This is a genomic window from Vibrio sp. Isolate33 (assembly GCF_022397895.1).
Taxonomy (GTDB): Bacteria; Pseudomonadota; Gammaproteobacteria; order Enterobacterales; family Vibrionaceae; genus Vibrio; species Vibrio pomeroyi.
Genome location: NZ_JAKEUP010000001.1, coordinates 396,025 through 416,681, shown reverse-complemented (window position 1 = coordinate 416,681; position 20,657 = coordinate 396,025). Strand labels below are relative to the sequence as shown.

21 protein-coding genes, 1 pseudogene and 1 riboswitch are annotated in these 20,657 nt (G+C 43.5%); of the genes and pseudogenes, 13 read left to right on the top strand and 9 right to left on the bottom strand.

Annotated features, from left to right (window positions below; translation table 11 throughout):
• The first annotated feature begins 4 nt into the window (after positions 1 to 4).
• On the top strand, positions 5 to 1,030 hold the full coding sequence (locus L1D37_RS01680; protein WP_239846648.1) for a GGDEF domain-containing protein: 1,026 nt from the start codon (positions 5 to 7) through the stop codon (positions 1,028 to 1,030).
• A gap of 385 nt (positions 1,031 to 1,415) precedes the next feature.
• Here L1D37_RS01680 and L1D37_RS01675 read toward each other — a convergent pair whose 3' ends face one another.
• Together L1D37_RS01675 and L1D37_RS01670 are read right to left on the bottom strand one after the other, a co-directional pair.
• Positions 1,416 to 3,851, bottom strand: a complete 2,436-nt coding sequence (locus L1D37_RS01675; RefSeq protein WP_239846647.1) for a bifunctional diguanylate cyclase/phosphodiesterase — start codon at positions 3,849 to 3,851, stop codon at positions 1,416 to 1,418.
• A gap of 3 nt (positions 3,852 to 3,854) precedes the next feature.
• The gene (locus tag L1D37_RS01670; protein ID WP_239846646.1) at positions 3,855 to 4,886 is read right to left on the bottom strand and encodes a spermidine/putrescine ABC transporter substrate-binding protein; all 1,032 of its coding nucleotides are present in this window, start codon (positions 4,884 to 4,886) and stop codon (positions 3,855 to 3,857) included.
• A gap of 393 nt (positions 4,887 to 5,279) precedes the next feature.
• Here L1D37_RS01670 and L1D37_RS01665 point away from each other — a divergent pair, with 393 nt between their 5' ends.
• From L1D37_RS01665 to L1D37_RS01635, 7 genes are all read left to right on the top strand, one after another.
• Entirely contained in the window at positions 5,280 to 6,080 is an 801-nt protein-coding gene (locus L1D37_RS01665) for a PhzF family phenazine biosynthesis protein (protein ID WP_239846645.1), read from the top strand.
• A 103-nt stretch (positions 6,081 to 6,183) separates the two neighbouring features.
• Complete coding sequence (locus tag L1D37_RS01660) at positions 6,184 to 6,687, top strand: YgjV family protein (RefSeq protein WP_132762861.1); 504 nt, start codon at positions 6,184 to 6,186, stop codon at positions 6,685 to 6,687.
• Positions 6,688 to 6,753: 66 nt separating this feature from the next.
• Positions 6,754 to 7,068 carry a cupin domain-containing protein gene (locus tag L1D37_RS01655; protein WP_239846644.1) on the top strand — a complete coding sequence of 105 codons (315 nt, stop codon included), beginning with the start codon at positions 6,754 to 6,756 and terminating at the stop codon, positions 7,066 to 7,068.
• A 67-nt stretch (positions 7,069 to 7,135) separates the two neighbouring features.
• Positions 7,136 to 7,354 carry a hypothetical protein gene (locus L1D37_RS01650; protein WP_017632721.1) on the top strand — a complete coding sequence of 73 codons (219 nt, stop codon included), beginning with the start codon at positions 7,136 to 7,138 and terminating at the stop codon, positions 7,352 to 7,354.
• An 82-nt stretch (positions 7,355 to 7,436) separates the two neighbouring features.
• The gene (locus tag L1D37_RS01645; protein WP_239846643.1) at positions 7,437 to 7,904 is read left to right on the top strand and encodes a GNAT family N-acetyltransferase; all 468 of its coding nucleotides are present in this window, start codon (positions 7,437 to 7,439) and stop codon (positions 7,902 to 7,904) included.
• 93 nt (positions 7,905 to 7,997) lie between these two features.
• The gene (locus tag L1D37_RS01640) at positions 7,998 to 8,198 is read left to right on the top strand and encodes a hypothetical protein (protein ID WP_048660305.1); all 201 of its coding nucleotides are present in this window, start codon (positions 7,998 to 8,000) and stop codon (positions 8,196 to 8,198) included.
• 197 nt (positions 8,199 to 8,395) lie between these two features.
• Positions 8,396 to 8,692: a hypothetical protein gene (locus L1D37_RS01635; protein ID WP_239846642.1), complete on the top strand. Its 297-nt coding sequence runs from the start codon at positions 8,396 to 8,398 to the stop codon at positions 8,690 to 8,692.
• Positions 8,693 to 8,821: 129 nt separating this feature from the next.
• On the opposite strand, the gene L1D37_RS01630 is transcribed toward L1D37_RS01635, so the two are convergent.
• On the bottom strand, positions 8,822 to 9,319 hold the full coding sequence (locus tag L1D37_RS01630) for a fasciclin domain-containing protein (protein WP_176679803.1): 498 nt from the start codon (positions 9,317 to 9,319) through the stop codon (positions 8,822 to 8,824).
• A 203-nt stretch (positions 9,320 to 9,522) separates the two neighbouring features.
• On the opposite strand from L1D37_RS01630, the gene L1D37_RS01625 reads away from it, so the two are divergent.
• On the top strand, positions 9,523 to 10,515 hold the full coding sequence (locus L1D37_RS01625; RefSeq protein ID WP_239846641.1) for a DUF2860 family protein: 993 nt from the start codon (positions 9,523 to 9,525) through the stop codon (positions 10,513 to 10,515).
• Between the two features lie 161 nt (positions 10,516 to 10,676).
• On the top strand, positions 10,677 to 11,171 hold the full coding sequence (locus L1D37_RS01620; protein ID WP_239846640.1) for a GNAT family N-acetyltransferase: 495 nt from the start codon (positions 10,677 to 10,679) through the stop codon (positions 11,169 to 11,171).
• 149 nt (positions 11,172 to 11,320) lie between these two features.
• Here the strand turns inward: L1D37_RS01620 and L1D37_RS01615 are convergent, their stop codons facing one another.
• Positions 11,321 to 12,103, bottom strand: a complete 783-nt coding sequence (locus tag L1D37_RS01615) for a LuxR C-terminal-related transcriptional regulator (RefSeq protein ID WP_239846639.1) — start codon at positions 12,101 to 12,103, stop codon at positions 11,321 to 11,323.
• A gap of 188 nt (positions 12,104 to 12,291) precedes the next feature.
• A riboswitch (purine riboswitch) is annotated at positions 12,292 to 12,391 on the top strand.
• Between the two features lie 88 nt (positions 12,392 to 12,479).
• Here L1D37_RS01615 and L1D37_RS01610 point away from each other — a divergent pair.
• The 3 genes from L1D37_RS01610 (at position 12,480) to L1D37_RS01600 (ending at position 14,789) form a co-directional block, all read left to right on the top strand.
• Positions 12,480 to 13,493, top strand: coding sequence for an adenosine deaminase (locus L1D37_RS01610; protein ID WP_239846638.1), 1,014 nt, complete (start codon positions 12,480 to 12,482; stop codon positions 13,491 to 13,493).
• A gap of 229 nt (positions 13,494 to 13,722) precedes the next feature.
• Positions 13,723 to 14,439: a Crp/Fnr family transcriptional regulator gene (locus tag L1D37_RS01605; RefSeq protein WP_239846637.1), complete on the top strand. Its 717-nt coding sequence runs from the start codon at positions 13,723 to 13,725 to the stop codon at positions 14,437 to 14,439.
• Positions 14,440 to 14,630: 191 nt separating this feature from the next.
• On the top strand, positions 14,631 to 14,789 hold the full coding sequence (locus L1D37_RS01600; protein ID WP_176679797.1) for a hypothetical protein: 159 nt from the start codon (positions 14,631 to 14,633) through the stop codon (positions 14,787 to 14,789).
• Positions 14,790 to 14,874: 85 nt separating this feature from the next.
• On the opposite strand, the gene L1D37_RS01595 is transcribed toward L1D37_RS01600, so the two are convergent.
• The 5 genes and pseudogenes from L1D37_RS01595 to L1D37_RS01575 form a co-directional block, all read right to left on the bottom strand.
• Positions 14,875 to 15,528, bottom strand: a complete 654-nt coding sequence (locus L1D37_RS01595) for a DUF2057 family protein (protein WP_239846636.1) — start codon at positions 15,526 to 15,528, stop codon at positions 14,875 to 14,877.
• 162 nt (positions 15,529 to 15,690) lie between these two features.
• Positions 15,691 to 16,248, bottom strand: a complete 558-nt coding sequence (locus L1D37_RS23990) for a response regulator (protein ID WP_345779416.1) — start codon at positions 16,246 to 16,248, stop codon at positions 15,691 to 15,693.
• Positions 16,249 to 16,290: 42 nt separating this feature from the next.
• Positions 16,291 to 16,989: pseudogene (locus L1D37_RS23985) on the bottom strand (PAS domain S-box protein); the annotation flags it as partial.
• 12 nt (positions 16,990 to 17,001) lie between these two features.
• Positions 17,002 to 19,398, bottom strand: coding sequence for an ATP-binding protein (locus L1D37_RS01580; protein WP_239846635.1), 2,397 nt, complete (start codon positions 19,396 to 19,398; stop codon positions 17,002 to 17,004).
• Positions 19,391 to 20,485 (bottom strand): cytochrome c peroxidase, encoded by a 1,095-nt coding sequence (locus L1D37_RS01575; RefSeq protein WP_239846634.1) that lies wholly within the window; start codon positions 20,483 to 20,485, stop codon positions 19,391 to 19,393. Before L1D37_RS01575 ends, L1D37_RS01580 begins: the two co-directional genes overlap by 8 nt.
• Between the last annotated feature and the right edge of the window lie 172 nt (positions 20,486 to 20,657).

The window sequence follows — 20,657 nt, the reverse complement described above, 5'->3', positions numbered from 1 at the left end:
CTCTATGAAAAAGCTGTTGTCACTGGCTGTGATTAAAGTCGTCGTGCTAGCTTTGGCGGCGATTGTTCTGACCGTAAATATTTATAGTGTTACCCGAATTAACGATATCAATAAGAGTTTTTCTAGCCGTCAAAATGAGGCGACATGGTTTGTTTTTCAGTTGGTAAAGGAGTACGCCAATTTCTTAATGGTCAGTCGCTCAGATAAGATCAATTATGACGAACTGTGGTTAGCTTATGATATTACGTGGAGCCGATTTGATATTCTGATTAATAGCACTGAGTCTTCCAATTTCATTCGCTCAGCTAACTTCAAACCTTATTTTACGGCTGAATTTGACAAGTTTAAGTCGTTAGAATCCTCAATTAAGTTGGTTAATCAAGGCGCCTTGCCTAAAGAATCACTGCAGAAGAAAATTGATATCTGCTACAACACACTGGTAGATTTTATTAACGAAAAGTTTCGACTCCAAAGCCCGGTTATTGAAGAAAATACCACAATGGTCGACAAGTTGGTGATGATGCATCGGATAAGCAGTGTATTTCTGGTGTTGCTACTGCTTGTGACAGGTGCGATTTTTTACGTCGATTTCTCAATCAAAAGAAAGCTTTACACGACAGACTTCATTACTGGCTTTCGAAACCGTGTTTCTTTAATGAAGTTTGTGAAAAACAATTACCCCAAAGACAACAACTTTGATTTGTACTTTGTACGAATCAGAAATCTAAGTGAAATTAACCAGAAATATGGCCCTGAATACGGAGACTTAGTGGTGAGTTCAGCGGCGAAATCGCTCACGTCTAAGATCCCAGATAGCACGATTTCATTCCGAAGCAGCGGTAGCCAATTCTTGTTCTTCATCCCCGAGCATTTGTACGCGAGTGATGAGATTCATGAGAAGTTTAATGAAGTGTTGAGTGATTACATCTCGGCGGGCAATTTAGAGCTCATGATAGACGCTGTCGTACGTCACAAGAAGAATATAAGCTCAAAGGATATGATGGAGCTACTTACTACGATACAAGGCTAAGGCTCGCTCTCGCGAGCTTTTCTTTAGAACCTTCTCTCATTCCAATCCGTTTAACCTCAGATTTTTAATGCTCACAACCAAACCCTACTTAAATGGTAACACACCTTCGCTTTATATGGTCTCTCTTCAAGTAATCTCTCTCAACAAACAAGCTCCGTATAATTTGGCTTCGAACCACCTACATATATATTGATGGGTATTAAAGCTTGATGTGTTGAAGAGCTGCTGAGTTTTGTGGAAATTGAGACCAATGGAAATCGAGACCAGTGGACATCGAGACTCGTGGAGATCGGGGTTTGTGCTGTTGAGCCGTAGATAGGTGACGAGTTATAGGTAAAGTGTCATAAGCGAGGCTAGTGGTCAAAAGAAAGGCAAAGAATATTGCCTATTTCTTCTGGTTTAGAGCCACTATTCTTTCGTCAGAATCATCGTCGCTTAGCGATGTTGTCTGGTCCAGAATCGTTTGAGGGTTGTGATCGCGGATGAACTCAATGAATTGAATGTAGGTCAACGGTTCGCTGAACAGATACCCCTGTATCAAGTCACAGTTGGCTTCTCTTAAATACTGGTACTGCTCGATAGATTCGACACCTTCGCCGACCACCAAGGTGTTACAGGAGTGCCCAAGGTTAACCATTGAGTCGACCATTCTACGATCGGCCTTGTCGTCTACAATTTTGTCGATAAAGCTCTTATCTATTTTAAGCTCATCAACAGGGTAGTGAAGTAGCTGATTAAAGGCAGTATAGCCAGTCCCGAAGTCGTCCAGTGATACCTTTAAACCCAAGCTTCTGATGCTCTCAATGGTCTGTACCGTCAGCTTGGTGCTTTTCACATAACTGGTTTCAGTGATCTCAATGATGATGTTGCCAGCAGGCACTTGATACCGCTCGATCACTTTTCGAATGTTGTCAGCGAAATTGCGATTATAAAGCTCCATCGCGGAGATATTGATCGATAGGGTGCCTTCGTAATTGTGGATCTCAGAGAGCTCCTTATAGCACTTGATGGCCGTCGCAATTACCCACATATCGATTCGAGAGATTAAGTTACTTTTCTCTGCAACTGGAATGAACTCTTCAGGCCCTGCGTTTATATCAAACAGGGCAGGACAACGAATCAGACATTCTGCACCATCAATATGCAGCGTCTTAGCGTTGAAGATCGGCATAAAGCGCAGCTCAAAATTGTCGCTCTCACAACATTCCAGTAGCCTTTTCTCAAGCGCATCGTGTCTTTCGAAGGTATGCAGTAATTCTTCGCCATAAACGATTCGACTCTCTCCATCACTGTGCGCCTTGGCATTTATCAGCATTTCATCAATGCAGCGGTGCCAGATCTCTTCAAACTTGGGCGTGTCGACAGGCAGTACGCCAGTTGCAATAGAGAGCCTGAAACCATAGTAATCAAGGAAGTTTGTGCCAGTCAGGGTGTTATTAATGTTCTCTATTTCTTCGTTGATTGATTGGTGTGGAGCGATTTCTAGGATAGCAATGAATTGGTTTCCACCAAGCCTTGCCAACGAGTAGTCACTGCAACTAAACCCTAAAGATGATTGCTGGTTTTGTAATGTCTCTCTCAGGGCTTTAGCTAGGCTGACCAAAACATTGTCACCGACTTTTGCGCCATACAAGTCATTGATTTTTCTAAAGTCGATAATGTCCCAACAGACGAGATAACAATATGGGCTTACTGAGCTTTTTAAGCGAACATCGAGGTGTCGAATGAAGGAACGTCGGTTAGCAAGTTTGGTCAGTTGGTCGAATTCGGCTTCGAATTTTAGCTCCGTTAAGGAGTCGATGTAGGCGTTCTTAAGGCCATCTATTTCACTTTGCCCGGATGAGCGCTTGAAGTACCTAAGCTTAAGTCCTCCGATGGAGATTTCGTGCAATAGATCTTTGAGCGGGCTGACCAATTGGTAGCGAACGACCATGTGGACGATCAACATAATAATAAATAGCGTCGTTAAACAGCCAAAGAAGGTTTGCTGAGCAATGATGTTTTTCTCTTGGTTGAATTTCTGTTCTCGAATGTTGACCTGAGCGAGTAGGTGACGACTGGTCATTTGAACCTTGATGCTCTCTTTGTCTTGTTCGAATGACTTGATAACGAACTGGGTACTTTCAATGCTGCCTTCTTCTTCCGTTGGTTCGATCAAAAGCTGCATGTTGTCGTCATCGTTGTACTTGATCAGTAAGCTCGAAAGCTGTTTAAGTGGGCCATCAGCAATCAACATATATCGATTCTGACTGTCATTCGCGCGTTTGTCTTGAGGAAGTAAATAAGGGTCGATAGCCGCGACATAGGCATATCTGAGTTCGCCACTGATGGAAACATAAGAGAAGCCCTGATGAGAAAGCCCATCGCGTTTGATTAAGGCGGTATAAATGTCGAACACGCGCTCGTAGATGTTGTCGGGGATCTTTAGTCCTTCGAATGGGTCAGCGCGTAAGGTCGAGAGTGTAAGATTGAACTGAGGGTCAACGATGTAAATATTGCGCTGGCCAAATTGATTCACGAGGTTTTGGTTTAAAACCTGAAGTACGCGTTTTTCCAACAAAGATAGGGTGGTGTAGTCGCTCGGGTTTTGAATATAACGCAAGAATTGCAGCGAAGAGCCAATATCTTTCACCAATAGAGACAGCCCGAGCTGTTCATATTCGGCGGCAACCAAAGCGGTATTCACGTCTGACTGCACTTCGTCTAAATACATGTGCTTCACATGGTTTGAGGCGAAGTTGTAGGTGATAACCCCCACTATTGTAAATGCAAATAATAGCGTTGGCATGAGCACAAAATAGAGCTTCTTGAGTACTGGCATTGACTATCTCAAACTATCGACGATACGGTTACGAATTTGAATACTGTTGAGTTCAAGTGGCTGATATAGATAACTACGTTCTAGTACCTCTTGGCTAGGAAAAAGCTCAGGATCGTTTTGATATTCTTGAGAAGTGAGCGCTCTTGCTTTTGAGTTGGGTGTCGCAAACCAAGAATCCATGGCGTTTTGAGCGGCGATTTCAGGCTGTGATAAGAAAGATAAAATCGTGGTGGCTTGTTGAGATAATTCACCGTTGTTGATTGCCGCAATACACTCTAGCCACAACGTTGTCCCTTCTTCAGGAACGATGTAAGCCCATGTTGGATCTGGGTCGATGTCATTCAGTATGTAGCTGTCGCCAGAGTACCCGTAGGCGAGGTCGATGTTGGCTAAGTGTTCGGGGTGACGAATATAATCGACAACGTATTCATTACTTTCAAGGTGAGGCTTCTGTGCTTGTAGCGTTTTGTAAGCGACTCGGAGTTCTTGTTCGTTGTTGGTAAATGGCTCAAATTGATTCATCAGCAGCGCAGCACTCACCAAATCAGTGGGTTCATAATACATGCTAATTCGACCGCTGGTTTTGGTTTCAGGATCTAAAAGGGCACCCCAAGACTTGGGCGTCTCAACTTTTCCGCTTCGATATAAGATGCCGGATGTCCCCCAAGCGTAGGGGATGCCATATTCGCCACATCCGTCCACCCATCTTGAGTCAAAGTTACTTGAAAGGGATTGCTGTAAGTCACCCAGGTTGTGGAATAAGTTCTGCTTAGCCAGTGCTTTCAGTTTCATACTTTCAATGACAACCAATTCAAACGCACCTCGTCGTTCACTCAATAGCACTTCATCACGAATGGACTCGTTAGAAAAATATTGCTGCTTGAGAGAAATCCCGTAGGTATCGTTGAGTTTCTCAATCACACTGTCAGACAGAAACTCATCCCAGTTGTAGAGATAGATTTCATTCTGTTGGCTGTAGGCGGTGCTAGCTAAAAAGGATGATGACGCTAGAACTGAAACATAAAATGCTTTCACTGACGGATTCCTTTCCTGTCTTGCTTAACTAAATCGTAGCCCAAAAATTGCGACATGCTTCAAATTTACGCTTCTTATTTTAGTACAACCTAATGCATTGCATGCGAATCACTAGTGCTCATCTTTGAGACTAAGAGATAAAAGAGACATAACCCAAGATTTATTAATTCAGTACAAATAGTTAGATAGCGTTTGTCATTTGGTATGCTTCTCAAGCTTATCTCTGGTTCATTGTCTTTCTTTTTAACCATAAGGTGTTCTATAACTATTTGTTTAGTAATCTGTTCTTTATTGAAAAGTATCGATAAAGTCACGGCTAATGACTTGTGGCACAGAGTGTTTGTGCTTATTGTGGTGAACAATATATAAGTCCTGTCAGCACAAGGAATCATTGTGGGTTTAGAGATATACCAAGTAGATTCATTTACAACTCAAGCGTTCAAAGGGAACCCTGCAGGGGTTTGCATTTCTCCTGAGCTACTGGATGAGTCATTAATGTTTTCGATTGCAGAAGAGATGGCGGTTTCAGAAACGGCTTTTCTTGCGCTTAACAGCATGACACTTAAGTGGTTTACGCCTGAAGTGGAGGTGAAGCTGTGCGGGCACGGCACCTTAGCGACTGTCCATGTAATGAAAGAGCAGGGCTTGGTAAAGACAGGTGACAGTGTAGCGTTTAACACTTTGTCTGGAGAGTTATCTGCCACAGTTGGTGAATCCTCTATTGAGCTTGATTTCCCTAGCACCCAATTATTTTCGAACTCTGAACCTAACCTCGCATTGTTAGAGCATCTTGGCCTATCACTAGACCAAGTGGTTTCGTTTAGAGAGTTTGATTCTAAGCAGTTAATTGAAGTGACTGACGAACACGTGTTGTTGGCGCTGGCACCCAACTTTGATGCTTTGAAAGGTATGAATGGGCGAGGTGTTGTTGTGACGGCACTGTCGTCGGACCCTGAGATCGACTTTATTTCTCGTTACTTTGCTCCTTGGGTGGGTGTTAATGAGGATCCGGTTACAGGCTCGGCGCATTGCACACTCACGCAGCATTGGGCTGAGAAGTTAAACAAGCGCAGTTTCAGTGCATATCAGGCATCACGCCGTGGTGGCCACATGTCGACCGAACTACTAGAAAACGGACGTATAAAGCTGATTGGCTCTGCTACGACGGTGATCAGTGGTGTGTTAAAGGTTTAAGGCGTTATTGGTTGTATCTGTTTGAGCGCATCAAGCAAGTCTGTTCGATTATTCATGATTGAACGAGGTTGCTAGGGTGTGAGTTATTATTGAAGGAATCATTGTGTCAGCGTTTTATCTATCTCAAGTTTTAGTCGCCATTGCGATTTGCTTCGATCTTCTGTCATTCCAGTTCAAGGAAAGGAAGAAAATCGTCACGTGTTTGTTCTTTGCGGGCGTGCTAATTTCAAGTCACTTTATTCTATTGGAGCAATGGACGGCGGCAAGCTTAATGACGATTGCCACGATTCGTTATTTGACGAGTGTGTTTTCTACCTCGTCCAAGTTTAAGTATTTGTTCTGTTCGATGTCTGTGGTGGCGACAGCAGTCACATACTCTGGGCTGACCAGCATACTGAGTTGCTTTGCTTCTGTGTTTCAAACCTTTGCTGCGTTTAATAAGGATGACCGTCGATTAAGAGAGCTAATGATCATCGGAACCAGCTTTTGGTTGATTCATAACTATCTGGTTGGCTCTCCAACGGCGGTGGTCATGGAAGCCCTGTTTATTTGCAGTAACTTGGTCGGCTATTACCGCTTTTACTTCAAAAAGAATGCGATAGCTTAGAGTTTTAGCCTGTTGTAACGCAACAAACCCACCGTATGACAATGATTAAAGAACGAGGAGAGCTCAATGGCCAATATCCACGCTAATATCCCTTCATCGTTACCCAATGAGGTGTTCACAGATCTCATTAGTAACGACAATGTTCGAATTGAGCGCATTCTGTCACATGGACACAGCTCCCCAGAAGAAGGTTGGTATGACCAAGACGAACACGAGTGGGTGATGGTGATCGAAGGGCAAGGCGTAATAGAGTTCGAAGATGGACGTGTTGTTACCTTGTCTAAAGGGGATTACATCAACATCGCTGCAAGAGAAAAGCATAAGGTTCAAGGAACCGACAAAGACGCCGTTACTATCTGGCTAGCTGTATTTTATCGTTAGTTAGTGAATGTAGGCAGTAATCTATTTAGCTGTCTAGCTATGTATCTTTTTGGCCAAAGGAACACGCATGTTTTTAAAATTTCAGGTCTTCCATCAAAGTATGTCGATACAACGGAAAGGCGAAGAGTGGTTACTTTATCGTGAATCAGATACGTCGATACGCTCTCGAGTTTATGATGTGGTGATCCCATCGGACTTAGCTGAGGAAGAGCTCGCGCGTTATTTGGCAGATATTTATCATGAGTTTGCCTCTGAAAAGTACCCATCAGTGACACGCGTGGTTTAGCGTCGATATTCACTTATCAATGACCAATTCAGTTCGATACGTAAATGCATTTAAAACACTAAAGACATGAGAGGAGTATGTCGTGGTTAGAATTAGAAATTACCAACCTAGTGATAGCAAAGCGCTATGGGAGATCTATTTTCATACCGTTCGTAACATTAACGTTCGCGATTACTCTCAAGAACAAGTCGAAGCTTGGGCGCCAAGTGACTTTGATTCGGAACTGTGGGAGAAATGTCTTCGTCGCATACAGCCCTTTGTGGCCGAATTAGACGGGCGCGTTGTTGGGTATACTGACCTTCAACCGAGTGGACTGATTGACCATTTTTTCTGTCATCATGAATATCAAGGCAAAGGCGTAGGAAGAGCTTTGATGGAGCACGTATTTTCAGTTGGAAGAGTGCGCGGTGTTTCTCGATACTTTTCAGAGGTGAGCATTACCGCCCGACCTTTCTATGAACACCTTGGCTTCAAGGTTGTGAATGAGCAAGAAGTCGATATGCGAGGCGTAAAACTGACAAACTACGTGATGGAGAAAGTGGTTCAATAGCTTGAGCTAACCATCAATAGTGTCGGCGACTTCGAGTTATGTGCATCTTTATTGGTCTAATCTAAACTAATAAGACTACATGGAGTGTGGCTCATGAATATTGTACTTAGTAATAAGATCCTCGTCTTAATTTCCTCTCTCTCATTGGCGGCAGGGATATTGGCTTTGAAGTTCGGCTTCGAAGGGTTATTCCCGATCTTTGTCGTCGTTATTTCTTTCTTTTCTGTCGTTATCAATTTGTATTTACTGTGTATCAGTCGAGAAGAGAAAGATGTCTCCGATTCCTATCAATAAGCTAATACAGCTCGTCCCGAAGCATTAACCAGAGGGTTTGAAAAACATAAGAAATAACCGACATGAATGACCGGATTTTATTTCTCATTATTCTCAAATTTGCGACATTTGTTGGTGGCTTTTTTACCATGTTCTTAAGAACTTTTTCCAGGTTGCATATAGTATGCAGGCTGATTTAGTTTAATTAAGGAATCCAAGTGGGAATAGAAGCTTTGGCGTTTGCAATGGACGCTTTAATCACGGCATGTTGCATGTTCGTTGCCTCGAAAATGTCTTTTGTTGTTGCCGATTTTAAATCCCTTCTGACCATCGCTGTTATCGTTGCTCTAGTGTCGTTGATTCCAACTGTAGGGTGGGCTTTAGGGTTGATCCTTTTCGTATTCCTTCTCGGGAAGGCAACGCACGCGAGTATTGGTGACTGTATTTGGGTAGTGGTGTTTACCAAGGTCGTGTCGATGGCGGCTTTTTTGATATTCGGACGTTTGTTTGTCTAGCTGTACACGCAAAAGAAAGTTCGCCTTCTTTGATGACGAAACTCAGTTAGCTCTAAACACGAAAAGGGTGTGAACGAGTCACACCCTTTAAAGAATTTCTGAAGGCTTGCTACTAACTTTAACTATTGGTTATTTTGGTAGTAGTACCGCGTCAATCACGTGGATGACACCATTGCTTGCTTCAACGTCTGGCATCACAACTTTAGCTTTGTTGATCATCACACTGCCATGATCAATCCCTACCATTACAGCTTCGCCTTGGACTGTGACTGCACTGTTCAGTTTCATTACTTCAGCCGCCATAATTTTCCCGGGTACGACATGATAAGTCAGTACTGCGACTAACTTGTCTTTATTCTCTGGTTTCAACAGCATGTCGACCGTTCCCTCTGGCAATGCTGCAAAAGCCTCATCGGTTGGAGCAAACACGGTAAATGGGCCGTCGCCTTTCAATGTATCCACTAAGCCTGCTGCTTTTACCGCTGCAACGAGTGTGGTGAACGAGCCGTTTTCTGCTGCCACATCAACGATATCTTTCTTCATACCATGATGATTCGCATGCGCAAAAGCTGTGAAAAGAAGAGTTGCAACCAATACTGACAGAGTCTTGCTTAAATGATTAAACATATTGTAGTCCTTTGAGTTTGTCTGTTATTTCCGAGAGGTATTACGAAAGCCTAAAAGCGATAGATCAACTTATTGCACCTTGGTGACACTTACTTCAACAGCCAAAGTCATCAGATGGATAAAAAATACACGTTAAATACTTGTTGTAATTCAATTTTGATACTTATAGTTAGTGGGTGATTATTCAAATAACGGATGTGAATATGAGGTTTGTTTTACCAGTTGTGTTTTCGGCATTTGCTTCAATGCCTGCTTATAGTGGCCTTGCTCCGAGTGAAGGTTTCAGCGGTAACTTCAGTGTTTTGGCCGGTTTCTATTCAGACAGCAGTAATCTGAGTACCGAGCAAAACTCGAATCAAGCAACCAATACCATGGAAGGAGACAGTGAAAACCAAGGCTTACTTGGCTTTCTTGGAACCGTTCAATACACCTTTGGTGAATCTTTAACTCACCAAGTTTATGCCGGTACGACGCGAGAGGATATCGCCACCGGTACCATAGCGTTTGAGATTGGTTACAGACATCAACTGTCTGGCGGCACCATCTTAGATGTCTCTGTGTTGCCAACGCTTATCTCTGGTAAGGCTTGGTCGGATCCTTACGCCGTTGGTGTCAATCGAAACGAAACCGATGTGAAAGGTAATGTAGGACGACTACAACTGACCAACATTGGCGGAACGGCCTTTCAAACGGATTTCGCGATTGGTGAATCTGATGTTGATGATGAATTATCGGGCACTCTAGGTACTCAACCCATAGCGGCACAAGACGCAGCGCTGTTAGATAGGGAAAGAAGCTATCTGTACGCTAAAGCAGGTTATCGCTTTATATTGCCAAACCAATCCGGCTTGCTAGTACCTTCTATGGTGTATTTCAATTCAGATGCGGAAGGCGGTGCACTCAGCTTTGATAGCTACGGTATCGAATTGAATTATGCGAAGAGAATTGGCCGTCATGGCTTTGTTGTTACATTGGATGCCAGTGATCGTCAGTATGATGAAGCCAATCCGATTTATGGTAAAACGCGTGAAGAGAACGAATACGGCGCCTTCTTAGCGTATGAATTTGGCGGATTGATGGGTTATGAAGATTGGTCGTTTATCACCTTACTGGGTCTAAGAACGATAGATTCCAATATCGACTTCTATAATTCTGAGCAGGTACTCGCGAGCGTCGGTGTCGACTATAAGTTCTAAGGGTTAGCTATTCCGAAGCGTTGTATAACACTAAGATTTCGTTGAGTTTATTATCTGTTTAATTATTTCGAGCACTTATAATCTTTAAGGTTGTAGGTGCTCGTTGCTATCCGTAGTATGAAAGTCGTTCAGTTAAAAAGATCAGATAGTAAGGAAGCGCTTTGGAAATACAAATTAGACACCTAGAACTCACAGACAACCAAGATATTTTTGATATTTATCGTCATCCATCAGTATCAGAAAACACTTCACAAAAACCTTTCCTCAGCTCTGATCAAGTGGAGCGACTGTTTGGTCACTCAGACCATTTCACTTTAGTCGCTGAAGTGTCAGGTAAAGTCGTGGGCCACATTACCTTATTTATGACGACCAAGGTTCGAGACAGACACTGTGCAGGCCTCGGGATCGCGATTCACCCAGACAACCACGGTCAAGGGGTAGGTAAGGCGTTAATGCAAGAAGCGATCAATCAGGCCGATAACTGGCTTAACCTCGTCCGACTTGAATTAGAAGTACATGCCGATAATCACGGTGCGATTGCTCTTTATGAAGGCGTTGGCTTTCAATTAGAAGGCACCAAAAGGCTGAGCACATTCAAAGGCGGGAAATATATTGATATGTTGTTGATGTCGAGAATCAGACCTGACTACCGTTGATTATTAGTGAATCGTCTGATTTGAAATGGCGAATAGAATAGCAATAGTTCAAAGCCCTAAACTGTTCATGGTTTAGGGCTTTATGTTATCTCGGGCGTTTATTGCTGGGGAAGGTACGTTGGATGACAGGGCTGTTTTTGATGATAGACTTATTTATTGTCGATCCCAAAACCGTTGCGTAGCGCAAATTGAATCAGTTCAGTGTGATTATCGAGCTCGAGAATATCTAACATGCGGTATTTGTGTGATTCAATGGTTCTTGGGCTCAGAAACAGAATCTCCGCACATTGTTTTGCTGTATAGCCTTGGGCTAGTTGAGTCAGAACGGTACATTGCTTTTTGGTCAGTAACAGCAGCTTTTCACTTTCATTGATGTTGTTTTCTTCATCGCTGGTGACACTGCGTGTCATTTTAGAATGCTGCCAAAAGCAGAGCCAAATATCACTGAGCAATTTGATGCGCTTCATATCCGCCGCTTCAATGGGTGTATCGTAGCGGTTGAAACGTGAGAAGCCGATAGCGCCCCATTGTTGTCCAAATAACGAAAGGCTCACAATGCCGTGCCAATGTGCACCTTCTTCATAAAGTACACGTAACGGGTCGAGTTTGTGGTTCTTAAGTGTCTCTTCTGGAAACAATTGCCAACACTCTTTTGAACGTAAAAGCTTAAGGTAATCAAGATAGTTACCTTTTAGAAAGCGTTCCATTTCAAGCGGTGGGGTATCTGTTTTAGACACTGAAATGCTCTTACCTGTGTCCAAAAGAATCATAGAGTTTGGAAATAGGGTGAGCCTGTCGAGCTTAAACCAAGTCAGCGCTTCTCTTGCCAGCAAGGCAAAAGTGCTGTCGAAATCTTTGGGCTGGCAAGCGGTCAAAATGTTGGTTTGGTGAGAGAGCAGCTCTTCAAAGCTATCGAATTGGTTGTCTTTCATATTGACCATCATTGGGGGTTTAAGACAAAAATAGCGGTAACAGCTAAAGTCTGTCAACCCAAGCGTCGAATGTTGTTCTGAATAAACAGGGTATGTAGCCTCAAGACTTTATTGAGTCATTGGTTAGTGAAATCCCAGCTGAGCGATGTAATTCTCCGTCGAACCCTGTAAAGCTCTGTTGAACGGTGTATAGTAGCAACCGTTTGCTTCGTATAACCCCAATGATATGGTTTGGGGGTCTCTACCAGCTCCCGCAAAGTGCTGATTACGAAGGGTTTAGATCACGATTGTGTTCTTACTCTTTGTAATGGCGTTCAAAAACATCCTGTCTATTATTCAGAGTAAGTGCACACCTAAAATCCATAGTAGGTGAAATATGAACGCATTTATTCAAGGGCTTCCAAAAGTAGAGCTACATTTACACATTGAAGGTTCACTCGAACCTGAGTTGCTTTTTCAACTCGCTCAACGCAACGGTATTGAGCTGCCTTATTCATCCCCAGAGCAGTTAAGGCGCGCGTACGAATTTGATGACTTGCAGTCGTTTCTCGATATCTATTATCAAGGTGCTGATGCGCTGCGCACTGAACAAGACTTCTATGACCTAACATGGGCGTACTTAGAGCGCTGCAAAACTGATAATGTCATACACACCGAAATCTTCTTTGATCCTCAGACACATACCGATCGTTGTATTGCATTCGACACGGTCATTAACGGTATTCATCGTGCGCTCGAGCGGGGGCAAAAAGAGCTGGGTATTACGTCGCAGATTATTGCCTGTTTCTTGCGTCACCTGTCTGAAGAGAGTGCGATTCAAACGTTCGCCGATGTGTTAAAGCATAAAGATAAAATCATTGGCGTTGGACTCGATTCTTCAGAGCTAGGGCACCCACCAGAGAAGTTTAGACGCGTATTCCAACAAGCTAAACAAGCGGGCTTTCTGACTGTGGCTCATGCCGGAGAAGAAGGACCTGCTCAAAACATCGTCGATGCGATCGAGATGCTCAGTGTGAGCCGTGTCGATCATGGTGTGCAGTGCATGACTGATGACGCTTTGATCGCCGAATTGATTGAGACGAAAATGCCGCTGACCGTGTGTCCATTATCTAACATCAAATTGCGAGTGTTTGATGTCATGGAAGACCACAACATTGTCGAGCTGTTGAGAAAGGGTGTGGCTGTCACGATTAACTCTGATGATCCGGCTTACTTTGGTGGCTACATGTCGGATAACTTCAACGCAGTGAGCCAAGCTCATGAGATGACGCAGCAAGAGTTGGCGCAGTTTACTTTGAATGCCATCGAAGCGAGCTTTATTGAAGAGTCATTGAAGCAGCAATATCGAGATGTCGTTCAAGCGTATCTTGAACAAGTAAGTGATCTGTAATCTATCCCTCACAAAAAATAGAAACGACCAGCCATTGCTGGTCGTTTTTTGTTTCGCCTGCGCACGATTCGCAAACTAAGTAAATGACTTAAGCTACTAAGATATAAGATTTTATTTAAACAAAAACCTCTTACCTCCGAGAGGATGAACTACATTTAAAGGAGATCTCTAAAGATCTGGGTATACAACGTTAACCTTGTACAGCGATTGTCGGAGGAGGATTAAACCGTTGCTAGAACCAACAATCAGTGAACAAATACAGTGGCCGTGTGAGTTGCCACAAGAGTTGATCGATAGCTTAGTTGAGATTGCCGTTTTCAAAACGGGTATCCACAGCCTTGAGATCACACAAAAGTTTCAAAACCTACCTGGTGTTTTCTATATTCTTAGTGGCTCTGCGGGAATCTGCTTTTCGACCGAGAACATGAAGAGCCTTTCTGGTGGAGTCATCGGAAAGGGCGATTGGATGGGGGCCTTAACGATTCACGCCGAATACAACCTATTTGCTGTTGCAGAAGAGGTTGAACCCATCTCTATGATACTTTTCCCATCCGATAAGGTATTAGAATTGGCTGAAGAGCAATGTATGGTCTTCAAATGGCTGCTTCATTGCGGTACCCGAGCTCAGTCTATCTGGATGCAGGCTTATCTCTCATCGATTCACGAGAAAGAACAGAAAACGATCTATGTGCTCTTAGAGCTCGCCGCTCGCCAAACGAACATAACAGGTGCAACGGTCAGTATTAATGTGTCGCAGACTCAATTGAGCACGATTACCGGGATCTCAAGGTCGCGGTTAAATGAAGTACTGAAGGGTATTGAACAAGCGGGTTTGGTGACCATTCAAAGAGGCAAGGTCTTCATTACGGATATCGAAGGACTTTATGAACGAATTTCGCCAATGAACTTGATGATGCGAAACCCCGTCGAAGATATAAAGCCTTAGTCGTCTAACCCATCTCAGCTATCTCAATCATTTTGTTCAAGTAATCCCTGCTTTGATGATTGAGAACAGAACATGTACAACTTTATGGGTAAACTGCAGTGTTGTGTTCCTTTTGGAACATACATGAATCCACTATATCTATAACTTCCACTCTGTATTTATAAATTTAGATTTAAATGGGGTAAGTTGTTATGAAAATGGCCGTTTTGGAATACAAGGTATGTGGGATAGGCGACTGGATTAAAACCAGAGTATCAAGCCGTTGTGCACATTTACTGGCTGCTGAATATGGCTTATTAGGCTGGCCAACAAAAATTGATGGGGAAGCATTCTCTGTTGAGTTGGTTTAGCGGGAACACTTATTCATTGAAACAGATACAAAAAAGCTGGCCACAATGTGCCAGCTTTTTTTGCTTGAACGAGCGATAAATCGATCTACTTGTTCACGTATTCTTTGAATTTCTGCTTGGTTTCAGCGTCAGCTTTCTCGTACCAGAAATAAAGCATTTCTTCTGCAGTGTTTGATGCATTAGCGTCGATTTTTGCTGGTAGCGTTACTGGTTGAACAACGGCCGCTGTAGCGCCTGCTGCTGTACCCATTGCTAGAGCTGCAATGCCACCTTTCTTGTTGTACTCTTTAGCTTCTTGAGGGTATTTACGACCAATCTGCATACCATCTTTCACTAGCTTATCTTGCTTAACGCTAATTGCGTTTTGGTCTTCATCAACCAATTTCCAATCAAGGTTCTCAAAACCTTTCTTCGCTTCAGCGGTATTGCGGTACTTCGGCATATCGAACGTCAATGCGGCGTCAGCTGCGCTAAAAGTAGCAATGATTGCGTCGCTATCAACGAATTCACGGTCGTTACCTTTATCAAAAGCCAATTGATATTGGAATACGATCTGGTTCTGACCGTCTGGAACGGTTAGCGTTTTATGAGAAGAGAAAAGACTACCGTCAAGATCTGGCTTAGCTTCGTTAACCGCTAAGACATCTACGCTAGAAGGAACTTCAATTGTCACGTCAGCTAACACGTGTGGTGCTGCGATAATTGTGGAAAGCAGCGCGATGGATTGTAATGTTTTCATAATCATACAGTTATTTTAGTGAGATATTTTTACAGTCTCATGCAGAACGAAGTATTTCAAGTTACCTTGTCTCGATTTGGCAAAATTCACCGAAACTTAACGTAAGGCTAAATCTTGCACGTTGAAGTTGTGCTTTTTTCGGTGAAATAGAGTAAATTTTCTTCAGGCAACGCCTTTGTTTGTTGAGTTATTGGATGGTGTCGAACTCTGTTGAGTGCTTTCATCCAATATTTCTGCGAGCATGTGTTTATCAATAGGTTTATGAATAACGCCTTTAACGCCCAAGTCGTGAAACTGTTGTTGTACTAATTTCGAGACATCAGCGGTACAGGCAATGATCGTGGTGGGTAGCTTGTGTTCTTTTAGTAGAACATTGGTCGCATCCAAGCCTGTCATCTTCGGCATGTGGTGGTCCATCAATATGATGTCGTAATGCTTATCCAATGCCATATTTACGGCTTTTGAGCCATCTTCGGCGTGGTCTATGCCTTGATAACCGAGTTGGTTAAGAAGCTTAGTCAGGATGATGCTATTCACGTTGTTATCTTCGGCGATCAATATCGAAGTGGTACCGTCTTCGGCTAGGTTTGCTGGTGGCTCAGCATCATCACTCGAGTCTTTAGAAATCGTTGTTTTAGTTTTGCTTGTCTTGCTTTTGTTCTCACTGGTCTTGTTAAAAGGCGTTTCTGTCGTGTGATTTTCTGGCTTACTTTGAGTCACACTATGAGTGGTGTTGTCGGGTTTATCGGTGCGTCCTTTGATATTTCGCTGAACTGAGACAAAACCAACCAAGGTTATCTCTTCAAAAGTTGGAGAAATGGACTCTTTGACCCAATATGACGTACCATCTTTACGGTATTGCAGTATTTCAGATTCGTATCGATCTCGTCGATTCAGTGCCTCTGACTTCTGCCTGATTTTAACGATGTCGGACGCTTTGCCTTGTTGAATCTCAGTCAAATTCTTTTTAAGTACATCTTCGAGAGTAAACCCAGAACTGTGTGTAAAAGCGGGATTGACCCATTTAATTCGTCCTTGGTCATCAGTGACAATAATGGCGTCTTTAGAGTCCTCTAATGACTTACTCAACATTTCCCTTGGGACACCATCCGAATCGACGTCCTCCAAAGAGTCAGGCGCTTGTAGATTGATATAAATAGGAATGAACGCTGACACCCAGATGGCGTAAATGGTGATAACGCGATTCAACACGACAAACCAAGTTTCGCTGGCTGTTTGGGATAAGTAGTAGCCGAGTAGGGTGAGAATGGTGCAGACGATCGCCCACATAATGGCTGAAAACGGCTCTCGTGTTGTCGATGCAAGCAAGACAATCGTAACGTAAGGCACGGCCATCGCAATGCCTAACGGGACATGATAATCGACCGAGAAAATGATGGTCGCACCAAGGGCTAAGAACAGATGCGGACCAGTGTTGGGTAAATTCCATTGCCATTTCATCTGATACCTCACTTAGCCGGTTTTGCGTTGCTGATTGAGTTTATTGATTAAGCGGGTTGCTTGGTGGCTGTTGACCATTAAGCGGTTGATCAACTGTTGAAGCAATTCCGCTTCTGGCATGACGTGATGTTCCGTGATCTGCTCGGCTGAAGTCGCGAGCTCAAGCATTTCTGTCATTTCAAACCTTGAAGCGATTGCTCTGACTGCTTTCAGGGTTCTGCATAGATCATCTGTTCGGGCGCTAGAGAAGAGTTCAATCAACTCATCAATTTCATTTTCTAGCTCATCGACCAGTGACGTTAAGCATTCGAGTTTATCGTCCATCTCCAATTTGTCGTTTGTGAGTAACTTGCTGCGCGAAATCTCTTCTTCTGTGAGTGGTAGTTTGAACTTAGGGTGACGCGTTAACATGGTGATGTTGCTGTCATCCTTGTCTGAAAGCTCATGTGCGTTAGCCAATTTATGTCGGTTAACCTCAAACTGATGGTGAAACTCATTGATCGCGTTTTGTAAGCTGTTTTTCTGCAATGGTTTGGTGAGTACGAAATCAGCCCCTGAGACGATGAACTCATCGTGCGCTTCTTTGAAGACATCGGCGGTACAAGCAAAAATGACCGTGGTGAGTTTGAGTTCGTTCCGGATTTTTTGAATGGCTTCAATACCGCTCATGTTAGGCATGTGGTTATCCATTATGATCAAATCATATTGGTTTGACGCCAGTTTATCTAAGGCCTGTAAACCATCGTAGGCGTTTTCTACCGTCAAGTTGATAGATTCACAGAACTTCCTAATAACCATTGCGTTTATCTTGTTGTCTTCCACCAGTAATACTGAGAAATCATCTAGCGTTTCATTCACTTTCGTTGGTATTTGGTCGACGACTTTGTCTTCAAGTTCGTGCATTTCTAACGGTAAAGAGATAGTGAATTGCGTGCCCACATTCAGTTGGCTGAACACTGAAATGGTGCCGCCCATCAGCTCGACTAACTGCTTCACAATCGATAATCCTAATCCAGTTCCCCCAAACTTACGTGTCGTGGACAGTTCGGCTTGTTCAAAGGCTGTAAATATATGGTCGACCTTGTCTTCAGCGATGCCGATACCAGTATCCGTGACCAAAATGTTCACGCTTGGTGGAGTGGTTGGCGCTATTAAGAATTCAACTTCTACCTTGCCTGATTCAGTAAATTTGACCGCGTTGCCTGCCAAGTTAAATAGGATCTGACGGGTACGTGCAGGGTCGCCAATTAACTGGATATTGGTCGGGATACTATCCTTTATGGTAAAGGTGAGGCCTTTATCCGTCGCGAGTGGTGTTAGGGTTTTGTCGAGGTGTGTAACTACGTCTGTTACTGAGAACGGGCTATATTCGAGCTCCATTTTCCCTTGTTCAACTTTAGAGAAATCGAGAATGTCATTCAATATGGTGACGAGGTGTTGCCCAGAGTCGATGATGATCTGCGCTTGTTTGCGAGTATCGGCGCTTTGAGAATCTTCCTTAATGATTTGTGCGATACCTAACACGCCATTCATCGGGGTTCGTAATTCGTGGCTCATTGTCGCGAGGAATAGAGACTTAGCTTCACTCGCTTTTTCCGCTTTGTCTGCCGCTTCTTGATAGGAGAGGTTGTTTCGTTTTAGCTCAAACACACGCAGGATAAAGAGAGCGAATGAAAAGGCGACGGTTAGGAGCGCTAACGTGATGATAAGTTTAACTATGATGCCCTTTAACAGGTCTTGAACGTCGGTAAATTGATGTTCGATCTGTTCAAGGTACTCCATGCTATGCACGGAAAGGATCTGTGACAGCAACTGGCTTTGTTGTTGATTCAGTTCGGTAAACGTTTGAGACAAGTTCGCTAAATCTGAATTGGTGTCTTGATACTGAATTTGGGTACCAGAAAACAGCACGCTTGCTAAAAGCTCACTTTGAATGTTGATGTTTGAATCGGAGTTAGATCCAGTATTCTCTGGGCTATTCTTTGAGTCTGTCAGCTGTAGAGTGAGGGATTGCAGAATGAACTGGCGAGCCACACTTAGTCCAACAAGGTTGTCTAATGTATCAACATTCGACATTGAAGCATTGTGGAAATGTTCAAGTAACTGCGTGGTTTGTAAGTCTTGGAAGAAAGCAGAGTGAATGTTTTTCCCTTGATAGCTATTTCTGAGTTCCTGTAGTTCTTTTTCAAGAGTGACCAAGTTTGCTGACATTTTATACGGATTAGAAATGCCTGCGAGAGCCGCATTGGTTATTTGGTCGCGCATTTCTAGCACTTCATGCCCAAGCTCCCGAACCGATTCCCCATATTCTGTGACCTTCTCATGCTCTGAGTAGGTCAACATAATGAAACTGATCAAGCCGATAAACAGCGAGATAAACAGTAGAAAGATGAGCCTGACTTTATTCATTTTCAAACTCCACTAACATTTGAGGGCGGTTACCAGTGAGGGTTTCGAGGAAGCCTTTAATGTCGTTGATGGTCTGTTCTTCAAAGGTTTTTCCAAGTTGGCTTTCACCCATGATTTTAATTGCTTCTTCTAGCGTGGCGGTTTGACCATCGTGGAAATAGGGAGCTGTTATCGCGACGTTTCTTAAGCTCGCCACACGAAAAAGGTGTTTGTCTTGAGGTTGAGCCGTAAACATGAAGCGTCCCTGATCTTCACTTCGTTCTGAGCCTGTTTTGGACAATCCAAAATAACCAAATCGCATGACCATGCCGCCCCCAATGTTGGTGCCTTGGTGACAACGAATACAACCTTCTTCTTGAAAGGTTTCCCAACCTCGTTTTGCTGCATCTGAAAGTGCGGAGTGGTCGCCTCGTAAATATTGGTCAAAAAGGGAATGGGGCGTTGTTAAGCCACGCATGAATTCGATGAGGGCTGCCTTAATCGTGGCTGTGTTAATCGGCGTTGCTTGGTCTTCAAACATGTTGATATAAGCCTCAGAACGTGAGACATAGTCAGTAATGTGTTGCCAGTTAGAATCCATCTCGTCGACGTTGTGCACTGGGCCATCAATTTGATCGGAAAGGTTATTTACTCGACCATCCCAAAAGAATCGATAGTTAAATACAGCGTTAAAAACCGTGAGTGAATTACGCATTCCCGCTCCATTTACCCCAATCGATACCGGAATCACTTCTGCGCCGTTGGTTTGCAAGCTGTGGCAACTCTCGCAGCTGACACTTCGATTGGATGACAAATTAGGGTCTTTGAATAACGCCCAACCTATTTTGGCAAGTTCATTATCGATATCGGTCGAATTCGGAATAGGGAAAATTTGTTGGTCTGAAAATGCCGCTTGTTTAGGGTCTTGTGTATCAAAATGAGAAGTATCCGCTGAAGCGTGAGAGTCGTCGTGATCGCTTTGATGAGAGTGACTTTCTTTGTGCTCGAATGAAGTGTGCATGTTTGACGAGGATGCGTCATACACCAGTATGGCGATTGAAACGCAAATGACAGTTATGCTTATTCCAGCCAAATGAGAAGTTTTCATAGCGTTAGTTCCATCTAAATTTGATAGTAATGGCAACTCAGAATCCGTCTGAAATCACCCTCATTTGCCTTGAGAATGATAGGCGCATCACTATAAATCTAGTTTCATAATTTCGATGTTGCAAGATGAGGTGTCGGCATACCCGCAGGTTGGTGTCGGCATAGCCGGAAGC